The sequence below is a fragment of the Aliidiomarina quisquiliarum genome (genome assembly GCF_023922585.1).
In the GTDB taxonomy this organism is placed as follows: Bacteria; Pseudomonadota; Gammaproteobacteria; order Enterobacterales; family Alteromonadaceae; genus Aliidiomarina; species Aliidiomarina quisquiliarum.
In genome coordinates this window covers 33,706-52,616 of sequence record NZ_JAMFTN010000021.1, presented here as the reverse complement: position 1 = coordinate 52,616, position 18,911 = coordinate 33,706, and the positions used below count along the sequence as shown (strand labels likewise).

The 18,911-nt window shown below is 49.7% G+C and carries 18 protein-coding genes and 1 other RNA gene; 4 read left to right on the top strand and 15 right to left on the bottom strand.

The window, feature by feature from the left end:
• Positions 1-9 precede the first annotated feature (9 nt).
• From M1L23_RS08270 to rsmI, 14 genes are all read right to left on the bottom strand, one after another.
• Positions 10-942 carry a D-alanine--D-alanine ligase gene (locus M1L23_RS08270; RefSeq protein ID WP_252626856.1) on the bottom strand — a complete coding sequence of 311 codons (933 nt, stop codon included), beginning with the start codon at positions 940-942 and terminating at the stop codon, positions 10-12.
• The gene (gene murC / locus M1L23_RS08265) at positions 939-2,408 is read right to left on the bottom strand and encodes a UDP-N-acetylmuramate--L-alanine ligase (protein ID WP_252626855.1); all 1,470 of its coding nucleotides are present in this window, start codon (positions 2,406-2,408) and stop codon (positions 939-941) included. The genes M1L23_RS08270 and murC overlap by 4 nt, the downstream gene beginning before the upstream one ends.
• Positions 2,405-3,481 (bottom strand): undecaprenyldiphospho-muramoylpentapeptide beta-N-acetylglucosaminyltransferase, encoded by a 1,077-nt coding sequence (gene murG, locus M1L23_RS08260; protein ID WP_252626854.1) that lies wholly within the window; start codon positions 3,479-3,481, stop codon positions 2,405-2,407. Before murG ends, murC begins: the two co-directional genes overlap by 4 nt.
• Positions 3,478-4,743, bottom strand: a complete 1,266-nt coding sequence (gene ftsW / locus M1L23_RS08255) for a putative lipid II flippase FtsW (RefSeq protein WP_252626853.1) — start codon at positions 4,741-4,743, stop codon at positions 3,478-3,480. Before ftsW ends, murG begins: the two co-directional genes overlap by 4 nt.
• Complete coding sequence (gene murD / locus M1L23_RS08250) at positions 4,730-6,076, bottom strand: UDP-N-acetylmuramoyl-L-alanine--D-glutamate ligase (protein WP_252626852.1); 1,347 nt, start codon at positions 6,074-6,076, stop codon at positions 4,730-4,732. The genes ftsW and murD overlap by 14 nt, the downstream gene beginning before the upstream one ends.
• A gap of 22 nt (positions 6,077-6,098) precedes the next feature.
• Entirely contained in the window at positions 6,099-7,184 is a 1,086-nt protein-coding gene (gene mraY, locus M1L23_RS08245; RefSeq protein WP_252626851.1) for a phospho-N-acetylmuramoyl-pentapeptide-transferase, read from the bottom strand.
• Positions 7,178-8,632 carry a UDP-N-acetylmuramoyl-tripeptide--D-alanyl-D-alanine ligase gene (locus M1L23_RS08240; RefSeq protein ID WP_252626850.1) on the bottom strand — a complete coding sequence of 485 codons (1,455 nt, stop codon included), beginning with the start codon at positions 8,630-8,632 and terminating at the stop codon, positions 7,178-7,180. The genes mraY and M1L23_RS08240 overlap by 7 nt, the downstream gene beginning before the upstream one ends.
• Positions 8,625-10,085, bottom strand: coding sequence for a UDP-N-acetylmuramoyl-L-alanyl-D-glutamate--2,6-diaminopimelate ligase (locus M1L23_RS08235; RefSeq protein WP_252626849.1), 1,461 nt, complete (start codon positions 10,083-10,085; stop codon positions 8,625-8,627). Before M1L23_RS08235 ends, M1L23_RS08240 begins: the two co-directional genes overlap by 8 nt.
• Positions 10,085-11,821, bottom strand: a complete 1,737-nt coding sequence (locus M1L23_RS08230) for a penicillin-binding transpeptidase domain-containing protein (protein WP_252626848.1) — start codon at positions 11,819-11,821, stop codon at positions 10,085-10,087. Before M1L23_RS08230 ends, M1L23_RS08235 begins: the two co-directional genes overlap by 1 nt.
• Positions 11,812-12,132, bottom strand: coding sequence for a cell division protein FtsL (gene ftsL / locus M1L23_RS08225; RefSeq protein WP_252626847.1), 321 nt, complete (start codon positions 12,130-12,132; stop codon positions 11,812-11,814). The genes M1L23_RS08230 and ftsL overlap by 10 nt, the downstream gene beginning before the upstream one ends.
• A complete protein-coding gene (gene rsmH / locus M1L23_RS08220; protein WP_252626846.1) occupies positions 12,129-13,067 on the bottom strand; it encodes a 16S rRNA (cytosine(1402)-N(4))-methyltransferase RsmH in 939 nt (312 codons plus the stop codon). The genes ftsL and rsmH overlap by 4 nt, the downstream gene beginning before the upstream one ends.
• Positions 13,067-13,525, bottom strand: coding sequence for a division/cell wall cluster transcriptional repressor MraZ (gene mraZ, locus M1L23_RS08215; protein WP_252627122.1), 459 nt, complete (start codon positions 13,523-13,525; stop codon positions 13,067-13,069). The genes rsmH and mraZ overlap by 1 nt, the downstream gene beginning before the upstream one ends.
• Before the next feature lie 249 nt (positions 13,526-13,774).
• Positions 13,775-14,155, bottom strand: an RNA gene (gene rnpB, locus M1L23_RS08210) — RNase P RNA component class A.
• Positions 14,156-14,198: 43 nt separating this feature from the next.
• Positions 14,199-15,032, bottom strand: coding sequence for a 16S rRNA (cytidine(1402)-2'-O)-methyltransferase (gene rsmI, locus M1L23_RS08205; protein ID WP_252626845.1), 834 nt, complete (start codon positions 15,030-15,032; stop codon positions 14,199-14,201).
• Between the two features lie 93 nt (positions 15,033-15,125).
• Here rsmI and M1L23_RS08200 point away from each other — a divergent pair, with 93 nt between their 5' ends.
• Genes M1L23_RS08200 through M1L23_RS08185 form a run of 4 tightly spaced genes read left to right on the top strand, consistent with a single transcriptional unit; the run spans position 15,126 to position 18,397 of the window.
• Entirely contained in the window at positions 15,126-16,934 is a 1,809-nt protein-coding gene (locus M1L23_RS08200) for a penicillin-binding protein activator (protein WP_252626844.1), read from the top strand.
• Positions 16,909-17,259: a YraN family protein gene (locus M1L23_RS08195; protein ID WP_252626843.1), complete on the top strand. Its 351-nt coding sequence runs from the start codon at positions 16,909-16,911 to the stop codon at positions 17,257-17,259. The genes M1L23_RS08200 and M1L23_RS08195 overlap by 26 nt, the downstream gene beginning before the upstream one ends.
• Before the next feature lie 2 nt (positions 17,260-17,261).
• Positions 17,262-17,825, top strand: a complete 564-nt coding sequence (locus M1L23_RS08190; RefSeq protein WP_252626842.1) for a D-sedoheptulose-7-phosphate isomerase — start codon at positions 17,262-17,264, stop codon at positions 17,823-17,825.
• 2 nt (positions 17,826-17,827) lie between these two features.
• Complete coding sequence (locus M1L23_RS08185) at positions 17,828-18,397, top strand: BON domain-containing protein (protein ID WP_252626841.1); 570 nt, start codon at positions 17,828-17,830, stop codon at positions 18,395-18,397.
• Between the two features lie 49 nt (positions 18,398-18,446).
• Here M1L23_RS08185 and M1L23_RS08180 read toward each other — a convergent pair whose 3' ends face one another.
• A complete protein-coding gene (locus tag M1L23_RS08180; RefSeq protein ID WP_252627121.1) occupies positions 18,447-18,911 on the bottom strand; it encodes a ClpXP protease specificity-enhancing factor in 465 nt (154 codons plus the stop codon).

Here is an 18,911-nt window from a genome sequence, read left to right as displayed (position 1 = left end):
CTCTCCGCCCTAATCTACAGTTGCGGTAGCAAGTATCCGCATAACCAACTGCGAAAAACTTAAGCCATGCTGTTTTGCTGCCATGGGCACTAAGCTTTTTGCTGTCATACCTGGCACCATGTTTACTTCTAATAACTGGGGTTGACCCGCTGCGTCTAGCATAATGTCAACGCGGCCCCAACCTTGGCCGCCCACAGCCATAAAGGCGTTAAAAGCCAGGGTGCGTAGTTGTTGCTCCATGTCGTCGCTTAAACCTGCTGGGCAAATATATTCGGTACTGGTGTTTTCATATTTCGCCACATAGTCGTAAAACACATGCGGAGTTTTCACCCGTATGCTTGGTAAGGCTTCATTGCCTAACACTGCTACGGTGTATTCTGGCCCACTTAACCAGCGTTCAATCAATAGCTCGGCGTCAAACTTAGCCGCTTCATGCAGTGCTTCACGTAGCTCTGCCGCCGAGGTGGCTACCGACATGCCAATACTGGAGCCTTCCCGAGCAGGCTTTACCATTACCCGCCCGCCCATGTGGGCCATTACTTGTTCCGCATCTAGGTTGTCACATTGCAGGGCATTAATGGTCAGTGCGTCGGCGGTGGGTAAACCTACCCCGCGCCATAATTGTTTAGTGCGTGATTTGTCCATGGCCAAGGCACAACCCAACACCTTCGAGCCGGTAAAAGGAATACCCAAACAGTTCAACACTGCTTGAATTTCACCGTCTTCGCCGCCACGACCATGCAGGGCAATAAATGCCACTTCAATGTTTAACTTGGCTAGTTCTAGTATTGAGCGCTCCGCAGGATCAAACCATTCAACGGCCACATTATTTTCTTGCAAGGCGGCCATAACCGCCTTACCTGAACGCAGGCTTACTTCACGCTCGGCAGAGTTACCGCCAGCTAATACCGCTACCTTCCCACCTTGATAAGCAGCTGTCATTGGGCCTCCTTAACGGTGGCTTTCATAAGCTCTCGGTCTAGTTTTAGTTCTGCCAGTTGTCGCGCTATAGCGCCAACATTGCCAGCTCCTTGGGTTAACACAATGTCGCCAGGCTGCATAATCCGGGCGAGTATTTCTGCTACTTGCTCAGGCCCTTTCACATAAATAGGCTCTATCTGCCCACGCTGGCGTATGGAACGACACAGCGAGCGGCTGTCGGCCCCAGTTACAGGCTCTTCACCTGCACCGTACACTTCCAACATCAGCAGTTCGTCAACGTCAACCAGCACGTCGACAAAGTCTTCATATAAGTCACGGGTGCGCGAATAACGATGCGGCTGATAACACATAATCAAGCGGCGCTCAGGCCAACCAGCTCGCACTGCCGCAATTGTTGCAGCAACTTCCGAAGGGTGGTGTCCGTAGTCGTCAATTAACATTACTTGGCCATTGTCGCACGGGAATTCGCCATGTTGTTCAAAGCGCCGTGCAATGCCTTCAAATTTTTCTAGGGCGCTGACAATAGCGTCGTCGGCTAAACCTTCGTCGGTGGCCACAGCAATAGCTGCCAGCGCATTCAAGGCATTGTGTTTACCCGGTAAATTCAACCGAATAGCCAGTGAAGGCAAGCCCCGGCGAACTACAGTAAAGCTACTGGTGTGTTTTGTTTGCTGATAATCAGTCGCTCGCACTTCTGCATTTTCACTAAAGCCGTAACTTATAATTGGTCGCGCAATGTCTGGCAATAAGGCGGCAATCACTGGATCGTCTACACACAGCACTGCCAATCCATAAAAAGGCAGGTTGTGCAAAAACTCTAAAAAAGTGGCTTCCATGCGGCTAAAGTCACCTTGGTATGCGTCCATGTGGTCCGCTTCAATATTGGTCACCACCGCCACCATAGGCTGCAAATGCAAAAACGACGCATCACTTTCGTCGGCTTCAGCAATTAAGTACTTACTATGCCCTAAGCGAGCATTACTGCCAGCGCTGGTTAACAAGCCACCGATAACAAAGGTGGGGTCGCTGCCTGCCTCCGCAAAAACACTAGCAATTAAGCTGGTGGTGGTGGTTTTTCCGTGTGTGCCAGCTACCGCAATACCATGCCGAAAGCGCATTAATTCAGCGAGCATTTCTGCACGCCGAACAATAGGTATTAATAGCTCTTTAGCCGCCACTAATTCAGGGTTGTGGGCATGAATTGCGCTCGACACCACCACTACATTTGCTGTTGCCACGTGGGCCGCATCGTGGCCCATAGCAATGCTAGCACCAAGCATGCGCAACCGCTGGGTATTGGCATTTTCACTCAAGTCAGACCCCGACACTTGGTAACCTTGGTTCACCAGCACTTCGGCAATGCCTGCCATGCCTGCGCCACCAATACCAACAAAGTGAATACGACGTACACGACGCATTTCTGGCACGTTTACCACTTTAAAGGGTTGTTTAGCTACCGTTGTCATTCCTGTGGTTTCCCATTTATTAATTCATTACATATATTCACGACCGTCTGCCCGGCGTTACTCACTGCTGCTTGGCGCGCATTGTGCGCCATTTGCGCAAGTAGGTGCGGCGCACTAAATAAACGCTGCAACTCTGCCTGCAAACGGTTGGCCGTTAAGTTGTGCTGCTCAATAACCTGTGCAGCGCCTACGGCGGCTAATGCATTGGCGTTCTGCAATTGGTGATTGTCGACCGCATAGGGGTAAGGCACCAAAATACTGGCTCGCCCTACACAGGCTATTTCACTGCAGGTTAACGCCCCTGCTCGGCATACAATTAAGTCGGCTTGCGCATATGCTTGGGCCATGTCGTCAATAAACTCGGTAACCCGTACACCCGCATGGTTTCCGTAGGCAGCAATCACTTCTGCTTGCTTTCCTCGACCAGTTTGGTGCCACACCTCAATGGCCAACGGGGCTAGTGTTGCCACCGCTGCTGGCACCACTTGGTTTAAGTGCTCGGCGCCTAAGCTACCGCCTACCACTAATAATTTAAACGGGGCAACGGGTGTAACCACCGCCACCTCGGCTAAGGCGGTAATGTCGCTGCGCACCGGGTTGCCCACATATTCACTGGCTGGCAATTGCTGCTTAGCAGCGGCAAAACCCACTAAAACTTTATTGGCAAAGCGAGCTAATAATTTGTTAGTTAAGCCGGCCACTGCATTTTGCTCATGAATCACTAACGGTATACGTTTCGTCCATGCCGCAATACCCGCTGGCCCTGCCGTGTAACCACCAAAGCCTAAAACCAAGTCTGGTTTTTTGTTAGCTAAAAAGCTGCGCATTTTAAACACTGAGCGCACTAAACGGAAGGGGGCAATTATCCAACCTTTAATACCACGGCCGCGCACACCTTGTTGAGCCACGCCAGTAAAGTCAAAACCCGCCGCTGGCACAAGGTGGGCTTCCATGCGATCAGCAGTACCCAACCAACTTACTAACCAACCTTGCTGGCGCATTAATTGCGCTACAGCTAAAGCTGGGAATACATGCCCGCCGGTACCACCCGCGGTAATTAATACATGTTTCATGCCCTTGCCCCCGCAGCTCGACGACGTTTCGGCTTGGGGGTAGGCTTAGCTTTTGCCGACGCCGTGGGCATAACAAAACCGGTGCGTACTTCATGGTCAATACGCAATAAAATAGCAATAGCCGCACACATCACCACCAAGCTACTGCCACCATAACTTATCAGCGGCATGGTTAGCCCTTTGGTTGGTATTAAGCCTGCTGCAGCGCCCATATTTACGGCGCCCTGAAAGAAAAACCAAATACCAATGCCATGGGCCAAGTAACCACCAAATGGTCGGTTTTGACGCAGCGCACGCTGCCCTAACAACAGCGCCTTAATAACAATAACCATGACCAAAGAAATGGTTATGGCCACACCAATAAAACCAAGCTCTTCGCCAATAACCGCTAGAATAAAGTCGGTATGGGCTTCAGGTAAAAACTGTAGCTTCTGAATACTATTGCCTAAGCCTTGGCCCGTTAAGTCACCACGGCCAAAGGCCATCAACGACTGAGTTAATTGGTACCCACTACCGAAGGGGTCTTCCCATGGATTCATAAACGACGTTACCCGGCGCATACGGTAGGGTTCGAAAACAATTAAAGCCACAAACAACACTAAAAAGGTTAGCGCCAGCGCAATAAAGTGCGGTATGCGGGCACCTGCTATAAACAGCATCACCATGGCCGTTACCGTAAGTACAATAACCGTACCTAAGTCGGGCTGCATTAATAGCAAGCCGCTCATAAGACCCATTACGCACAGGGCTTTAAAAAATCCGCGCCAGTTTTTTCGTACTTCGTCGTAGCGTCTATTTAAGTAGCTGGCTAGAAATATAAAGAAAAATAATTTCGCAAACTCGGCCACTTGCAATGTTAGCGGGCCAATTTTAAGCCAGCGGGTGGCACCATTTACTTGGTGGCCTACCAGCAATACCGCCAGCAGCAATAAAATCGCCAGCAGGCACAATAAAAAATTACTTTTATCGAGCACTACCGTGGGCACCATTAACAAGCCGGCGCTAAATACTAAACTAATAACTAGGTACATGCCGTGGCGGGTAATAAAATGGTACGGGTTACCCGTTAAGCGTTCGCCAATTGGCATCGACGCCGACGCCACCATAACAAAGCCTAACCCAAGCAAAAACAACGCACACCACAGCAACATACGATCAAAGGCCTGTTGCTCGGCACCACCATTCCAAAAGTTAATAACGCTCGACCACAGAGAAATACGCCCCGGCATGGGTAAGTCTAGTTCGCGTTCAAAAGCCCCCATGCGCCACCTCCACTGCTTGGCGAAACACCTTACCGCGCTCTTTGTAGTTACTAAACATGTCTAAGCTGGCACAGGCCGGCGACAGCAGCACAACACTATGGGGCACCACCTGTTGCTTGGCTGCGGCCACAGCCTCTTGCATGGTTTTAACTTCTATGGCGCCTTCTTTTAATGCCGCAATTCGCGGGCCGTCACGGCCTAGGGTAATAAGCACGTCAACATCGGCTAAGGGCTTAATTAATTCGTTTAAATGCGCGCCCTTGGCGTCACCACCGGCTATTAATATTAATTTACCTGCTACATCTGGCCGTAAGCCCGCTACTGCGGCTGCGGTAGCACCAGCATTGGTAGCTTTCGAATCGTCGATCCAGCGCACGTTAAAATACTGGGCTACCAATTCACAGCGGTGGGGCAAAGCTTTAAAATCGTGAATGTGTTGCAGCGCTATTGCAGGTTCAAGCCCCGCCTGACGGCATAAGGCCAAAGCAGCCATTACATTTAGCCAATTATGTACCCCCACCAACGGTAGCTTAGCGGTATTAATTAGGCGCGTGCCCCGCCAGCATAGCCAGTGGCCGTGGTTATCGTGCTGCAAGCCAAAACCTTCGGTCCAGCTGCTTTGGCCAAAAGGAGTGCTGGCTACTTTTATTTCACTTGCTATGGGTTTAGTAGCGTCGTCGTCGGCATTCCAAACTAAATGCTGGGCATGGGCATATATACCTTGTTTGGCTTTCCAGTAAGCCCGTTCGTCGTCGTAGCGATCAAGGTGATCGGGGCTAATATTTAAAATACAGGCCGCTTGTAGCGCTAAGCTAAATGTTAGCTCTAGCTGGAAGCTCGACAATTCAAGCACTACCAAGTCGTGCTTGGTTGTTAATAGGTCGAGCGCTGGGGTGCCTATATTGCCCCCCATAGCCACTTGCTGGCCGGCTTTGGTAAGCAGGTGTGTTACTAACTCAGTAACTGTCGACTTACCATTCGAGCCAGTAATTGCTAACACCGGCGCTGTTGCATACCAAGCAAATAGCTCGATATCGGAAATAAGCACTACCCCAGCTTCGGCAGCCATACGCAGCGGCCCGCGCCGCGTGTCTATGCCTGGGCTAACAATAATTAAGTCTAGCCCCAGTAAGTGTTCTAGCTTTAGCTCTTCAAAGTAACATTCACATTGGTTGGCTAATTCGGGGGCTAAAGCTAAGCCTGGTGGTTCAGCGCGGGTGTCAAATAGCAGAGGAGTTACGTTGTGGCGTAATAAGAAGCGCGCAACAGAAACACCGGTTAAGCCGAACCCGGCTACCGCAACTGCTTCATAATGCTTCAAATTACGTTTCATAGTTTGCAAGCTTCCCTTTTTACTATCTTAGTTTTAGCGTGGCTAAACCAACCACAACCAACACAAGCGAAATAATCCAAAAACGCACAATAACCCGTGGCTCGGGCCAGCCCTTTAATTCATAGTGATGGTGAATAGGCGCCATTCTAAAAATTCGCTTACCGCGCAATTTGTAAGAGCCTACTTGCAACATTACCGACACGGTTTCCATTACAAAAACACCACCCATAATTAACAACACTAATTCTTGGCGGACTAAAATAGCGACAATGCCCAGCACCCCACCTAGCGCCAGCGAGCCTACGTCGCCCATAAATACTTGTGCTGGGTAAGTGTTAAACCATAAAAAGCCCAACCCTGCGCCCACAATGGCGGCACACACTACGGTTAGTTCTGCGGCTTCCGGAATATAAGGAATATGCAAATAGGCAGCAAAATTAACGTGCCCCGTTACGTACGCAAACACCGCTAAGGCACCTGCTACCATAATGGTTGGCATAATAGCTAAACCGTCTAGCCCGTCGGTTAAGTTCACCGCATTGCTAGTACCCACCATGACAAAATAAGCCAACACAATATAAAACAGGCCTAACTGCGGCATTATGTCTTTAAAAAACGGAATTAGCAGGGCTGTTTCCGCTGGTTGCGCAGCATGAAAATACAAGTAAGTAGCTACTGTTGCGGCTATTACCGACTGCCAAAAATACTTCCAGCGGCCGGGTAAGCCACGGGTGTCTTTGCGTACCACTTTGCGATAGTCATCTATAAAGCCCACCGCACCAAAACCCACTAAAATAGTAATAACCGCCCACACATAGTGGTTGCTTAGGTCTGTCCATAACAGCACCGACAATAAAATAGTACCTAAAATAAGCAGCCCGCCCATAGTCGGGGTGCCTGTTTTAGCTAAGTGACTTTGTGGCCCATCGTCGCGCACCACCTGCCCCATTTGTAATTTTTGTAGCGAACGAATAAGCCAGGGGCCTAAACATAAAGACACTGTTAGCGCGGTTAAAATACTAAGAATCACCCGCATGGTTATGTAGGTTAATACGTTAAACCCCGTAGCAACCGTAGCTTGTAAATATTCCGCAAGCCAAATTAGCATGTGGTTTCCCCTCGCTGTTTTTTTTGTTGTTCTGTATGTGCCAGTAACGCTTCAACAATGCGTTCCATTTGGGCGCTGCGCGATCCTTTTACTAATATGGTGAGCTCTGGTACTGCCGCTACTCGTTCTAATAATGCCGCCGTTAATGCTTCTTTATTATCGAAATGATGGCCGTTTTGTTGGCCGCTAAAGGCGTCACTGGCGCTTTGGCTTAATACCCCTACGGTGTAAAGCTCATTTACTTCCGCTTGTAACGCATAATTACCAATTTCTTCATGGTACGCACGGGCGTCGGCACCAAGCTCACCCATGTCGCCCAATACAAAAATACAGTGTCCGGGCAAGGTCCGTAGCACATCAATAGCCGCTCGGGCCGAGCCTACGTTGGCGTTATAGGTATCGTCGATAACACGTAAGCCAGTACCGGTTTCATGCACCCACATACGCCCAGGAACCGGGTTAATACTGCTTAGGCCACTGGCTATGGTGGCCATAGGAACACCTACTGCCAAACAACAAGATGCCGCTGCTAAGGCATTACTTACGTTATGCACCCCAGGTACAGCTAATTTAACTGGGCTTTGTGCTGTGGCTGTGCGCAGCTCAAATTCGGCACAGCCTTTATTGTCAATTTGTACTGCTTCCGCCCAAACTTTGGCGCCGCTTTGCTCAACCGAGCCGTTCGTGCTGGTCGCGAACACCCAATGGTTTTTACCTTGTAGTTCACGAACCCATAAGTCGTGAAAGTCGGAATGAGCCGGCGTAATTGCCACCCCGGTACTGTCGAGCTCGCGGAATATTTCCATTTTGGCTCGTGCTACTCCACAAATGTCGCCAAAACCTTCCACATGGGCGGGCGCCACATTGTTAATTAATGCCACGTTGGGCTTGGTTAACCCTGTGGTGTAGGCTATTTCCCCGCGGTGGTTGGCACCAAGTTCAAGCACCGCATATTTATGCTCATAGGTTAGCCGTAATAGGGTTAGCGGTACGCCAATGTCGTTATTAAAATTCCCTGCGGTGGCAAGCACTTCACCTGCACCCTGTAAATGCAGCCGTAAAATAGTAGCCAACATTTCTTTTACCGTGGTTTTGCCGCTACTACCGGTAATAGCAATGGTTATTGGGGCCACTTTTTGCTTCACTGCTGCGGCTAATTGGCCAAGGGCGTAACGGGTGTTTTCAACCAACAACTGTGGCCCAGCCAAGCCCATATCGCGGCTTACCACCACCGCGGCAGCTCCTTGTGCTAAGGCTTGCGCAGCATAATCGTGGCCGTCAAATGTTGGCCCTTTAATGGCAATAAATAAATCGCCAGGCGCTACTTGGCGGCTATCAATGGTGACATTGCTAATGCTCAGTGCGGCCGCCGCTGCTTCATTCCCTGCACTAATTACTAAGCGCCCAGCTAGTTGTTCGGTTATCCACTGTAGCGACACCTTAATCATGGCGTAACTCCTCGGCAAGCAAGGCCACATGTGCACGTTCATCGTAATCGTGGCTGCGGCTACCAATTACTTGGTAGGTTTCATGGCCTTTGCCAGCACACACAATAACGTCGTTCGGGCCAGCATTGGTCATAGCATAACGAACCGCGTCGGCCCGGCCAGGGTGGCGTTTATAGTTGGTGCCATGGGGCATACCAGTAATAATGTCGTCAATAATTTGTAACGGGTCTTCGGTGCGAGGGTTGTCGTCGGTCACCACACATAAGTCGGCATATTTCGCCGCAACTTGCCCCATTTGCGGGCGTTTACCTCGGTCACGGTCACCACCACAGCCAAACACGCACCATAGCGTGCCAAAGCAATGATTGCGTGCCGCCGTTAGCACATGCTTTAAAGCGTCGGGGGTATGGGCATAGTCCACAATAACTAAAGGCCCATTGGGCACTTGAAAAGTTTCCATACGCCCAGGCACTGCTTCTAAGCGGCCAATTAATGCCGCTACTTCTGCTAAAGTATGGCCTGCAGCTATAACTGCCGTAGCAGCTGCTAACACATTGGCAATGTTAAATTCGCCGAGCAACGGGCTTTCCACCCGAATGCTTTCGTGTTCCCAATTTAGGGTTAAGCGCGTGGTGTCTTGTTTAAAGTTCCAGTCCGACGCCACTAAGGTATGCGGCTGACCTAAATAATGCTGATTCATGCTGAACCAAAAATCGTCTACCGAACCCCAGCTAGACACTATTTTATCGTCGGCGTTTAGTACGCGAATGGGCGCTGGAAAGTCGGTAAACAAACGCTGTTTAGCAGCTGCGTAGGCTTTCATGGTGCCGTGGTAGTCCAAGTGATCGCGGCTAACGTTAGTGGCTATTACCGTATTGAAGTGCAAACCTTCCACTCGCCCTTGGGCTAAGGCATGCGACGACACTTCCATGGTTACCGAACGCGCTCCTTCCGCCACAAAAGCCGCCAAGCGTTGTTGCACTGTTACAGGGTCGGGTGTAGTTAGTTGCTCTGGTAACAGTTGGCTCATTAAGCCGCTGCCTACGGTACCAATAACTGCCGCAGGTGGCTCTATTTCGTGCCATAGCTGTGCCAGCAAATGGCTTACTGTGGTTTTACCATTGGTGCCGGTAATACCTGTTAAACGCAAGGCTTTCGACGGCGTGGCAAAAAACCGGCCGGCAAGGTCAGACACCTGCATGGCTAAATTGGGCAAAGTTACAATTGGCACTTGGTTTTCCATACTAACCGTAAATTGTTTCCCCTGCGCCAGCACCACACTGGCCCCTGCGGCAATGGCGGCGCTAATAAAGTTACGGCCGTCTACGTCGTAGCCTGGAATGGCAATAAAGGCATCGCCTGCTGCTACTTTGCGGCTATCAAGCTTTAACCCACTCAGCTGAACATTCGGCAAAGGCTCTTTAACGTGTTTTAGTAGTTGTTGTAATTGCATTAGTGCGCACCTCTGGCAAACCCAGCCACGCGTATATCGCGGCCTTGAATGTTGTCAGGGTTTAAATTTAAAATTCGTGCCGCTTGCTCAGCAATCGACGAAAACACCGGCGCAGCTATGGTGCCACCGTGGTAGTTGTCGCCTGCTGGCTCGTTAATCATCACGGCTATGGCCAGTTCAGGCCGCGACGCTGGAATAAGCCCAGCAAATAAGCCTACATATTCGTCGCCATAGCCACCAGCAATAGCCTTACGGGTAGTGCCCGTTTTGCCCGCCACCCGGAAGCCCGGCACTCGCGCGCGGCGCCCAGTACCTTCGTCTAGGGTTACTTGCTCAAGCATTTGTACTACGTTTGTTACCAATTCCTGCTCAAACACACGCTGTCCTAGCACCTCTTTGTCTTGTGCTAACACGGTTAGCGGCCGTTTAATACCGCCGCTGCCTAAAATGGCATACATTTGTGCCAACTGTACCGTAGTAGTACTTAAGCCATATCCATACGACAAGGCCGCAACTTCAAAGTCTGACCAGCGACTACGGTGGCGCATTTGGCCCATGCTTTCGCCTAATAGGGTTAACCCGGTGTCGGTGCCAAAGCCAACCGCATAATAGTTTTCCAGTAATTCGTTTACGCCAATATGCAACGCTAAAGTAGACGTGCCCACGTTACTTGAACGCGATAAAATGCCCGCTAAGTTTAATTCGCCTTCGTTACGACCGTCTTGCACTCGCCGGCCGCCCACCGTCATCCAGCCTGGGCTGGTATTAATCACACTTTCCGCGTTGAAGTCGCCACTTTGTAAGGCCCCTAAAATAACCAAGGGCTTTACCGTTGAACCTGGTTCGAAGCTGTCCGATATTGCTCGGTTGCGCAACTGGTGCTGTTGCACGTCGGTTCTGTTATTCGGGTTATATGAAGGACTATTCACCATGGCCACAATTTCACCTGTATGTACATTTACCACTACCACCGAGCCCGACGTAGCTTGGTGATAGCTCACCGCTTTTTTCAATTCCTTATAAGCCATAGCCTGTACCCGCTGATCAATGCTTAAACGAATCGACTGGGGTAATTCCGATGCCGTTACTTCAATATCTTCAACCACACGGCCCGAGCCATCACGGCGGTAACGTCGCTGCCCAGAGGTACCGGTTAAATAGCTGTCAAACACGGCTTCAATGCCGTCTAGCCCTTGGCCGTCAATATTCGTAATACCAATAATATGGGCTGAAATTTCACCCGTCGGATAAAACCGTCGCGACTCTTCCTTTAAAGACACACCAGGAATACGTAACTGCGCCACATAGTGCGCTACACCTGGTGTTACCATACGCTGAAGGTACACGAATCGGCGTTCCGGATTGTCAACTTTACTTAATAATTGCGCCACGGGTACATTAAACACTTCGGCTAAAGCTGCCCACCGGCGGGTGTCGGCTAAGCTATTGGTATCATGGATAACTTTCGGGTCAGCCCAAACCGTATGCACCGGTACGCTTACGGCTAGTTCAACCCCATTACGGTCGGTAATATTGCCTCGCTGTACGCGGTCTTCACTTACTCTTACCGTACGTAAATCGCTTTCGTGCACCAAACGGTCCGGGGCAATTACTTGAATAAATGCAGCCCGCGCAATAAGCGCAAAAAACATGCAGCCCAAGCACACAGTGACAAATATAAAACGCCCCTTAAGTGCTTCTGGTCGCAAAATTTTCTGGTTACGCTTTAACGCCATGGCACCAGCACCTCCTGCAACTCATTGGGGCGCTGCAAACCTAATTGCTGGCGCGCTAAGCGATTAATGCGGCTGTGCTCCGACAAGGAATTTTGTTCCACAATTAAATGCCGCCATTCCACATCTAAGGCGTCGCGCTCAGAAAAATAAACTTCCCGCTCGGCCATTAAATCCCTATACAAATACGCCTGGTATACGATCACAAAAGCGCTGACCACTGCCAGCGCTGTCCAGAATAACAAACCTCGGAAACGCACTAAGTCGCGCCCTACGTCTTTTATTAGTTGCGTATGTAAGAGCAGTCGTTTCATGGCAACCGCTCCGCCACACGCAATACCGAACTACGGCATCGAGGATTTAGCTTCACTTCTTCCGTGCTTGGCTTAATTGCTCTGCTAACTGTTTTCAAAGTGCGATGGTCTGCTATTTGGTCTTCCCGCAAGGGTAAGCCCGGCGGTAATTGTTCGCGCTGGCTGTGCTTGCGCATAAACAGTTTGGTTAGCCTGTCTTCCAAGCTATGAAAACTAATAACTGCTATTCGGCCACCCGGCTGTAAGGCATGCACGGCGGCATCTAAGGCATTGCTAGCTTCTTCTAGTTCGCGGTTAATATGAATACGCACGGCCTGAAATACACGGGTAGCTGGGTGCTTCTTTTTTTCTCGTGAAGGGCTTACTTCAGCCACAAGGTTAGCCAGCTCAGATGTGCGCGTAAGTGGTTGCTCACTTCGGCGTTCAACAATGGTTCGTGCAATACGGCCCGCATAACGCTCTTCGCCTAATTGGCGAAACACGTCGGCCATTTCGTCTTGGCTGGCGTGTGCTAGCCAGTCTGCGGCCGACTGCCCTTGTTCAGGGTTCATGCGCATATCTAACGGGCCGTCGTTCATAAAACTAAAGCCACGCTCAGCGTCGTCTAATTGTGGGGAAGACACACCAAGGTCAAATAAAATGCCGGCTACTTTACCCGTTAAGTTTCGTTCTGCAATGATGTGGGCCAAAGCAGAAAATGGAGTGTGGATGAATTCAAAGCGTGGGTCATCGGCAAGCTGTTGGGCAGCTTGCGCAGCGGCTGGGTCGCGGTCGAGCGCAATTAAGCGCCCTTCTGCATTTAGTTTGCTCAATATGGCACGGCTGTGTCCGCCACGGCCAAATGTAGCGTCAATGTATAGCTGGTCAGGCTTTATCGCCAATCCGTCGATCGACTCGGCGAGTAAAACCGGTATATGTTGCGGTGTCTGCGCCATTATAGTGTAAAGTCTTTTAGTCGTTCGCTTATTATGTTGTCGTCTGCTAATTCAGCTTCCATGTCTGCGGCAACTTGCTCGTGCCACGCTTGCTCATCCCAAATTTCAAACTTGTTTAGCTGGCCTACCAGCATTAACTTTTTATTTAATCCGGCATGTTGACGAAGCGTTGGGGCAATAAGTACCCGGCCGCTTTTATCCATGTCACAGTCCTCGGCATAACCAAGAAGCAAACGTTGCATACGACGCTCAGCGGGGATCATGCTAGAAAGTCCAGCAAGGCGTTGTTCGATTACTTGCCATTCGGGAAGCGGGTACAGCAGCAGGCACGGTTGCTTGATATCAATCGTGCACACTAATTTCCCCTCACAATCTAGCGACAGCAAATTACGGTACTTAGCTGGAATGGCTAAGCGACCTTTGTCGTCTAAATTGATTAAGCTTGCTCCACGAAACATAGTGTTCATCTCTGGGATCCATGACAGATCCACTATTCTCCACTTTTCCCCACAACTACACAGTCTAGGTGTCTCATTGATCACCTGTCAAGATAAAACAAGAACTTTAGTCAGCAAGCTACGCCTTTGCCAACACGCAATTTGGCAAAACAACCGCTTAGGTGGGGTAATGTGGAAGCCAAAGCAGCATTTTGTGCCGCTGGGGTTGGCAAGAACTATACGAAAGGTAATCGAAAGGTAATAAAAGGAAGGTGGAGTCAGCCATTAAGCCGGGTTCTGTCGTGGGCAATCATTCATCTAGGACTATGGTCGCCCATAGCCTCATGCAACCTACCCGGATCCGAAGCGGGCCGCCCCAAGGATCCCTATTTGGTCTTGCTCCGAGTGGAGTTTACCGTGCCATGAACTGTTACCAGTCACGCGGTGCGCTCTTACCGCACCCTTTCACCCTTACCTGTGCCTTCCCTAAGGTAGGCCATCGGCGGTATGCTCTCTGTTGCACTAGTCGTCGGCTCGCGCCGCCCAGGCGTTACCTGGCACTCTGCCCTATGGAGCCCGGACTTTCCTCCCCTTGCTGCAGCTTAGGTAAACCTAAATTAGCAACAAGCAGCGATTGCCTTGGCTGACTCCGCGGCAAAGTATACACCAGGGTGCTCCAACTGGCTATGTAAAGCTAAGCCTGCTCAAGACCAATTCTATATAGCTCGTTCGCCCTTAACCCATAATGGCCGGCAACTATTTTAGCGGCTTTTTTTGGCGCTAGCTCTTTACTTAAGGTGGCCAATAACTGCAGCGCTGGGGCAGGTATAGCGTCTGCAGCCCGAACGGCTCCGGCAATAATCAGCACCATTTCACCCCGCTGTTGGTTGGGGTCTGCCTGTACTTGCGCCAGCACCTCAGAAGCTGTACCCACTAAATAGGTTTCAAATTGTTTAGTAATTTCCCGTGCTACTACTACATCGCGCTCTGCACCAAACACCTCTACTACCGCTGTTAAAGTGTCAACTATGCGTCTTGGTGCCTCATAAAACACTAGGGTGGCCGGCTCGTCGAGCAATTCAGTCAGTGCCGTTAGCCGCGCTTGTTGTTTGGCCGGTAAAAACCCTGCATACAAAAATCGGTCGGTGGGCAAACCACTGGCCGACAATGCCGTAATTACCGCTGAAGGCCCAGGTAAAGCAACCACTTGTACACCTGCTGCTCGGCAGGCCCGCACTAACGGAAAGCCGGGGTCGCTAATTAATGGCGTGCCCGCATCAGAAATAAGGGCAATAGAGTCGCCGCCTTCTAAGCGCTTTACCAGTGCCGCGGCTTTTTGCCGTTCATTATGTTCATGCAGCGCAAACATAGGCGTTTGAATACCGTAGTGGTCAAGTAACACCCGTGAATGCCGTGTGTCTTCGGCAGCAATTGCGCTCACTTCGGCTAGTACCTGCTGCGCGCGCTGGGTCATATCAGCTAAATTACCAATTGGAGTAGGAACAATATACAAAATACCCGGGTTCATTACGTACCTCTGTTTGTCTGTAACCGCTTAGCGGTTTATAGTAGAGCCTAGCTGATAACGGAAGAGAACTGCATTGTGCCAAAGAAGCTGTTGATGTGCATCGCTGTATTTACCCTTTTAGGTTGTGGCAGCACACCTAAAACAACCGAACTGCCGCCTGTAGTTCAAGCAAAAGTAACCCAAGACCCTGCCCAACCAAGTGCTCAACAATGGTTGGCCGCTGCTCATGCTGCCCATAGCAAGCATGCTGTACAGCTAAATTTGCTGCACGCGGCCACCGCATTTTTAGACAATAACCAACCCCATCACGCCGGGGCTATTCTTATTGATATTGAGTCCATTCATTTACGCCCCGACGATATTGCACAACTGCGCATGCAAAAAGCACGTTTCCATGCAGCCATTGAAGACTGGCCCAATGTAATGCTGAATATTGCCGACCTTGAACAGCGCCTCACCACGCGCCAAGAACGCACTCAGTTAATGCGCTTAAACTACCAAGCCGCCGCTGCCCAACAGCAACACTTTCGTGCTGGCGAACAACTTATTCAATTAGAGCCTTATTTAACCGGCGAACCCCTTACTGAGCAAATTTGGTTTCATTTACGTAATGTCCCCGCCGATGTTTGGCGCAACGTGCCGCGCTCTAATAATCAGAACGCTCAGGGCTGGTATAGTTTGCTGGCTCGGCTAACTGCTGCACTCGACCAACAAACCAGTATTCTTAGCGCGTTAGAACAATGGCAGCGCGACTTCCCGCAACACTTGGCCGGTAGTATTGTGCACCAGCTAATAACAACTCCGGCAATTACTACGCCGCCACAACAAGTTGCTGTTTTGCTGCCGCTTACTGGTCCGTTTGAAAAACAAGGCCATGCGGTGCGTTACGGTATTTTAGCGGCTTTAGCTGAACAGGGCCAAGAAGACGTACATTTTATCGACACCAACCAGTTTACCGATGAACAAATAATCAGTCGGTTAGAACAATTAAATACCCAACTGGTTATTGGCCCGCTCGACCGCACCATGGTAGAACGGGTGTTTAAATATACCGACCACCCATGGCTACAATTGGCCTTAAACCATGCTCCTGAAGGCGACATTCCCGCAGGTAGCAGTTACTTTGCCCTCGACATTGCTGCAGAAACCCAAGCCGCAGCCGCCGCCATGCAAGAAAAAAATTATCAGGGTATTTTATTGCTAGGCCCCGACACCAACCGCGGCAGGCAACTATCCGACTTGTTTTCCCGCTATTGGCATAACCAACAACCTACTGGCCATATTCGTACTGGCTTCTATGCCACCAGTGCTGAAATGCGTAATTTAGTGCGCAATAACTTAAAAGTCGCCCAAAGCGAAGACCGTAAAGCACGGCTAGAAAGCTTAATTCCTGGCAGTAAAATTGAAATGGACTTTCGCAGCCGCCAAGATATAGACGCTATTTACCTATTAGGCGACGCAAGCCAAGCAAGGTTATTGAACCCTTTTATTAACGTGAGTTTAAGCTCTTTTGCCAGCCCTATTCCCGTATATGCTAACTCAACAGTAAACGAAGAGGCTCGCACCCAAGGTGAGTCCGACTTGGCCGGTATACGCTTTGCCGACGCGCCTTGGTTGTTACCCCAGCACGCACAGCAAGCCTTGCATACGCAACTTACAGCGCTAATTCGTGGCTGGTCGCGTAGCGAGCAACGGTTAACTGCCATGGGCTACGACAGCATTCGTATTGCTCCACGGTTAGCCCTCATGCAACATTTAAATGGCTATGAATACAACGGGCTCAGTGGGCAATTACGTATTCATGGCCATACCCTTGTACGCGAACTTTCTTGGGCTATGTTTGATGGTGACCATATCAGCTTGGAGCCATTACAACATGTCCAGCCGCGACGTAGGAACTAAACACGAAAATGCTGCAGTTGACTATTTAACCCAACAAGGTCTTACACTTGTTGCTCGTAATTATCGACTACGCGACGGCGAAATCGATCTCATCATGCGAGATAAGAACTATCTTGTATTTATTGAGGTCAAATTTCGTAGTAATAGCCATTTTGCAGCTATTCTTGAGCAAATTGATCAACGCCAATTAAAACGTATACGCCGCTCTGCGCAACTTTTTATGCTTCAACATGGTATTGTAGAGCACCTAACCGCGTGTCGCTTCGATGTAGTTGCTATTACCGGTGCCCCTTTTCAAATTGAATGGTTAAAGGACGCTTTTTAAGTATGCAGGAAACTGTACAAAATTTATTTAATGAAAGTATTCAAATACAAGTTGCTTCAGCCGACAGTATTGGCCCGCCCGTTATTGCTGCCATCGACAAATTGGTGCAAGCCTTATTAGCGGGTAACAATGTGTTTACCTGTGGCGACGAAAGCAATAGTTTTATTGCTGCCCAATTTGCCGAGCTAATGCTACATGGTTGTGCCCTTGAACGCCCTCCTTTTGCCGCTATTCACTTAGTTGGTCAGGCTCAAGGAGAATTGTCACAAGAATGTTTTGCGCGCCAAGTAACTGCATTAGGCAACACCGGCGACGTGTTAGTGGTGTTTGTTACTCAAACCCAAAACGAACGTATTCATCAGGCAATGACTGCAGCAGTAGCGCGCGACATGAGCATAATTACTATTAGTGGCGACGATCCAGGTGAAATTACTGGTTTACTAGGCGCTCTTGATATAGAAATTAGAATTCCATCATTAGTTCGTGCTCGCATTATTGAACAACAGCTGTTTCTGGCTCAAACTTTCTGCGATGCCATTGAAGCAAGTATTTTCCAAGGGGTTTAACCATGACAATTTTTCGTACCTTAATTCTTGCAGTTGTTTTACCCATTGTATCGGGCTGTACTGCAATTGCAGTGGGCGGAGTGGTAGCTGGTACTTCCGTGTTACTCGACAGCCGCGAGGTAAATACCCAAATAGACGATACCGGCCAACGTTTGCGCGTTTTACAAGCTATTAGCGACGATGAAGACTTAAGCCGCCAACGCATTGTTGTTGTTGCTTACAACGGCGATGTGTTACTGGTTGGCCAAGTTATTAACGAATCGTTAAAGCAACGGGCGGGCCGTGTAGCTCATGAAGCTGGGGCACCTTTAAACCTATTCAATGAACTTGAAGTGGGTAATCTTGCTACCTTAACCGACCGCTCTAAAGACACCTGGATAACCACTCGGGTAAAAAGCCAACTCTTACGCGACACCACCTACGACACTTCAGGCATTAAAGTTATAACCGAAAATAGCAATGTGTTTTTACTTGGCATAGTCGAAGAAAATATTGCTCAACACGCTGTAGAAGTGGCGCGCAATGTGTCTGGGGTAAAACGCGTGGTGCGGGTATTTAATATCGTAAATTAGTTTTTAGCTACTCTGGCACAAATAAAAAAACAGCCCCTAGGCTGTTTTTTTATTTAATAACTTTTAATTGTGGTCGCCCACGTGGTGGTGGCTTGTCGTCGTCGCCGCCACCTTGGTCTGGTTCATCAATAAGCGAGTCTACCGACTTTAAGTTATTGCCCTGCGGTGCATTAGGAAGCAACTCAGCTGTAGGGTCTTCATAAACGGCTTCCGGCTCGAAAATCGAGCCAGCACCGTTTTCCCGCGCATAAATAGCCAGTAACGCACCATAGGGAACCACTATTCGGCGTGGTACACCGCCAAAGCGAGCCTGAAACTGTATGTCGACATTACCCATTTGAAACGCTGTTGTGGCGTCGGGGTGAATGTTTAATACAATTTGCCCGTCTTGCACAAATTCTTGCGGCACTTCAGTACCTGGCCAACTGGCGTCAATCACCACATGTGGTGTTAGCTCGTTGTCGAGTAACCATTCATACAGCGCACGTGCAAGATAAGGGCGCTTCGGGCTCAT

What these genes read in the sequence shown, in the direction of transcription:
- M1L23_RS08270 (WP_252626856.1), bottom strand. Translation starts at nt 942, where the DNA reads ATGACAGCTGCTTATCAAGGTGGGAAGGTAGCGGTATTAGCTGGCGGT.
- murC (WP_252626855.1), bottom strand. Translation starts at nt 2,408, where the DNA reads ATGACAACGGTAGCTAAACAACCCTTTAAAGTGGTAAACGTGCCAGAA.
- murG (WP_252626854.1), bottom strand. Translation starts at nt 3,481, where the DNA reads ATGAAACATGTATTAATTACCGCGGGTGGTACCGGCGGGCATGTATTC.
- ftsW (WP_252626853.1), bottom strand. Translation starts at nt 4,743, where the DNA reads ATGGGGGCTTTTGAACGCGAACTAGACTTACCCATGCCGGGGCGTATT.
- murD (WP_252626852.1), bottom strand. Translation starts at nt 6,076, where the DNA reads ATGAAACGTAATTTGAAGCATTATGAAGCAGTTGCGGTAGCCGGGTTC.
- mraY (WP_252626851.1), bottom strand. Translation starts at nt 7,184, where the DNA reads ATGCTAATTTGGCTTGCGGAATATTTACAAGCTACGGTTGCTACGGGG.
- M1L23_RS08240 (WP_252626850.1), bottom strand. Translation starts at nt 8,632, where the DNA reads ATGATTAAGGTGTCGCTACAGTGGATAACCGAACAACTAGCTGGGCGC.
- M1L23_RS08235 (WP_252626849.1), bottom strand. Translation starts at nt 10,085, where the DNA reads ATGCAATTACAACAACTACTAAAACACGTTAAAGAGCCTTTGCCGAAT.
- M1L23_RS08230 (WP_252626848.1), bottom strand. Translation starts at nt 11,821, where the DNA reads ATGGCGTTAAAGCGTAACCAGAAAATTTTGCGACCAGAAGCACTTAAG.
- ftsL (WP_252626847.1), bottom strand. Translation starts at nt 12,132, where the DNA reads ATGAAACGACTGCTCTTACATACGCAACTAATAAAAGACGTAGGGCGC.
- rsmH (WP_252626846.1), bottom strand. Translation starts at nt 13,067, where the DNA reads ATGGCGCAGACACCGCAACATATACCGGTTTTACTCGCCGAGTCGATC.
- mraZ (WP_252627122.1), bottom strand. Translation starts at nt 13,525, where the DNA reads ATGTTTCGTGGAGCAAGCTTAATCAATTTAGACGACAAAGGTCGCTTA.
- rsmI (WP_252626845.1), bottom strand. Translation starts at nt 15,032, where the DNA reads ATGAACCCGGGTATTTTGTATATTGTTCCTACTCCAATTGGTAATTTA.
- M1L23_RS08200 (WP_252626844.1), top strand. Translation starts at nt 15,126, where the DNA reads ATGTGCATCGCTGTATTTACCCTTTTAGGTTGTGGCAGCACACCTAAA.
- M1L23_RS08195 (WP_252626843.1), top strand. Translation starts at nt 16,909, where the DNA reads ATGTCCAGCCGCGACGTAGGAACTAAACACGAAAATGCTGCAGTTGAC.
- M1L23_RS08190 (WP_252626842.1), top strand. Translation starts at nt 17,262, where the DNA reads ATGCAGGAAACTGTACAAAATTTATTTAATGAAAGTATTCAAATACAA.
- M1L23_RS08185 (WP_252626841.1), top strand. Translation starts at nt 17,828, where the DNA reads ATGACAATTTTTCGTACCTTAATTCTTGCAGTTGTTTTACCCATTGTA.
- M1L23_RS08180 (WP_252627121.1), bottom strand. Translation starts at nt 18,911, where the DNA reads ATGAGCCCGAAGCGCCCTTATCTTGCACGTGCGCTGTATGAATGGTTA.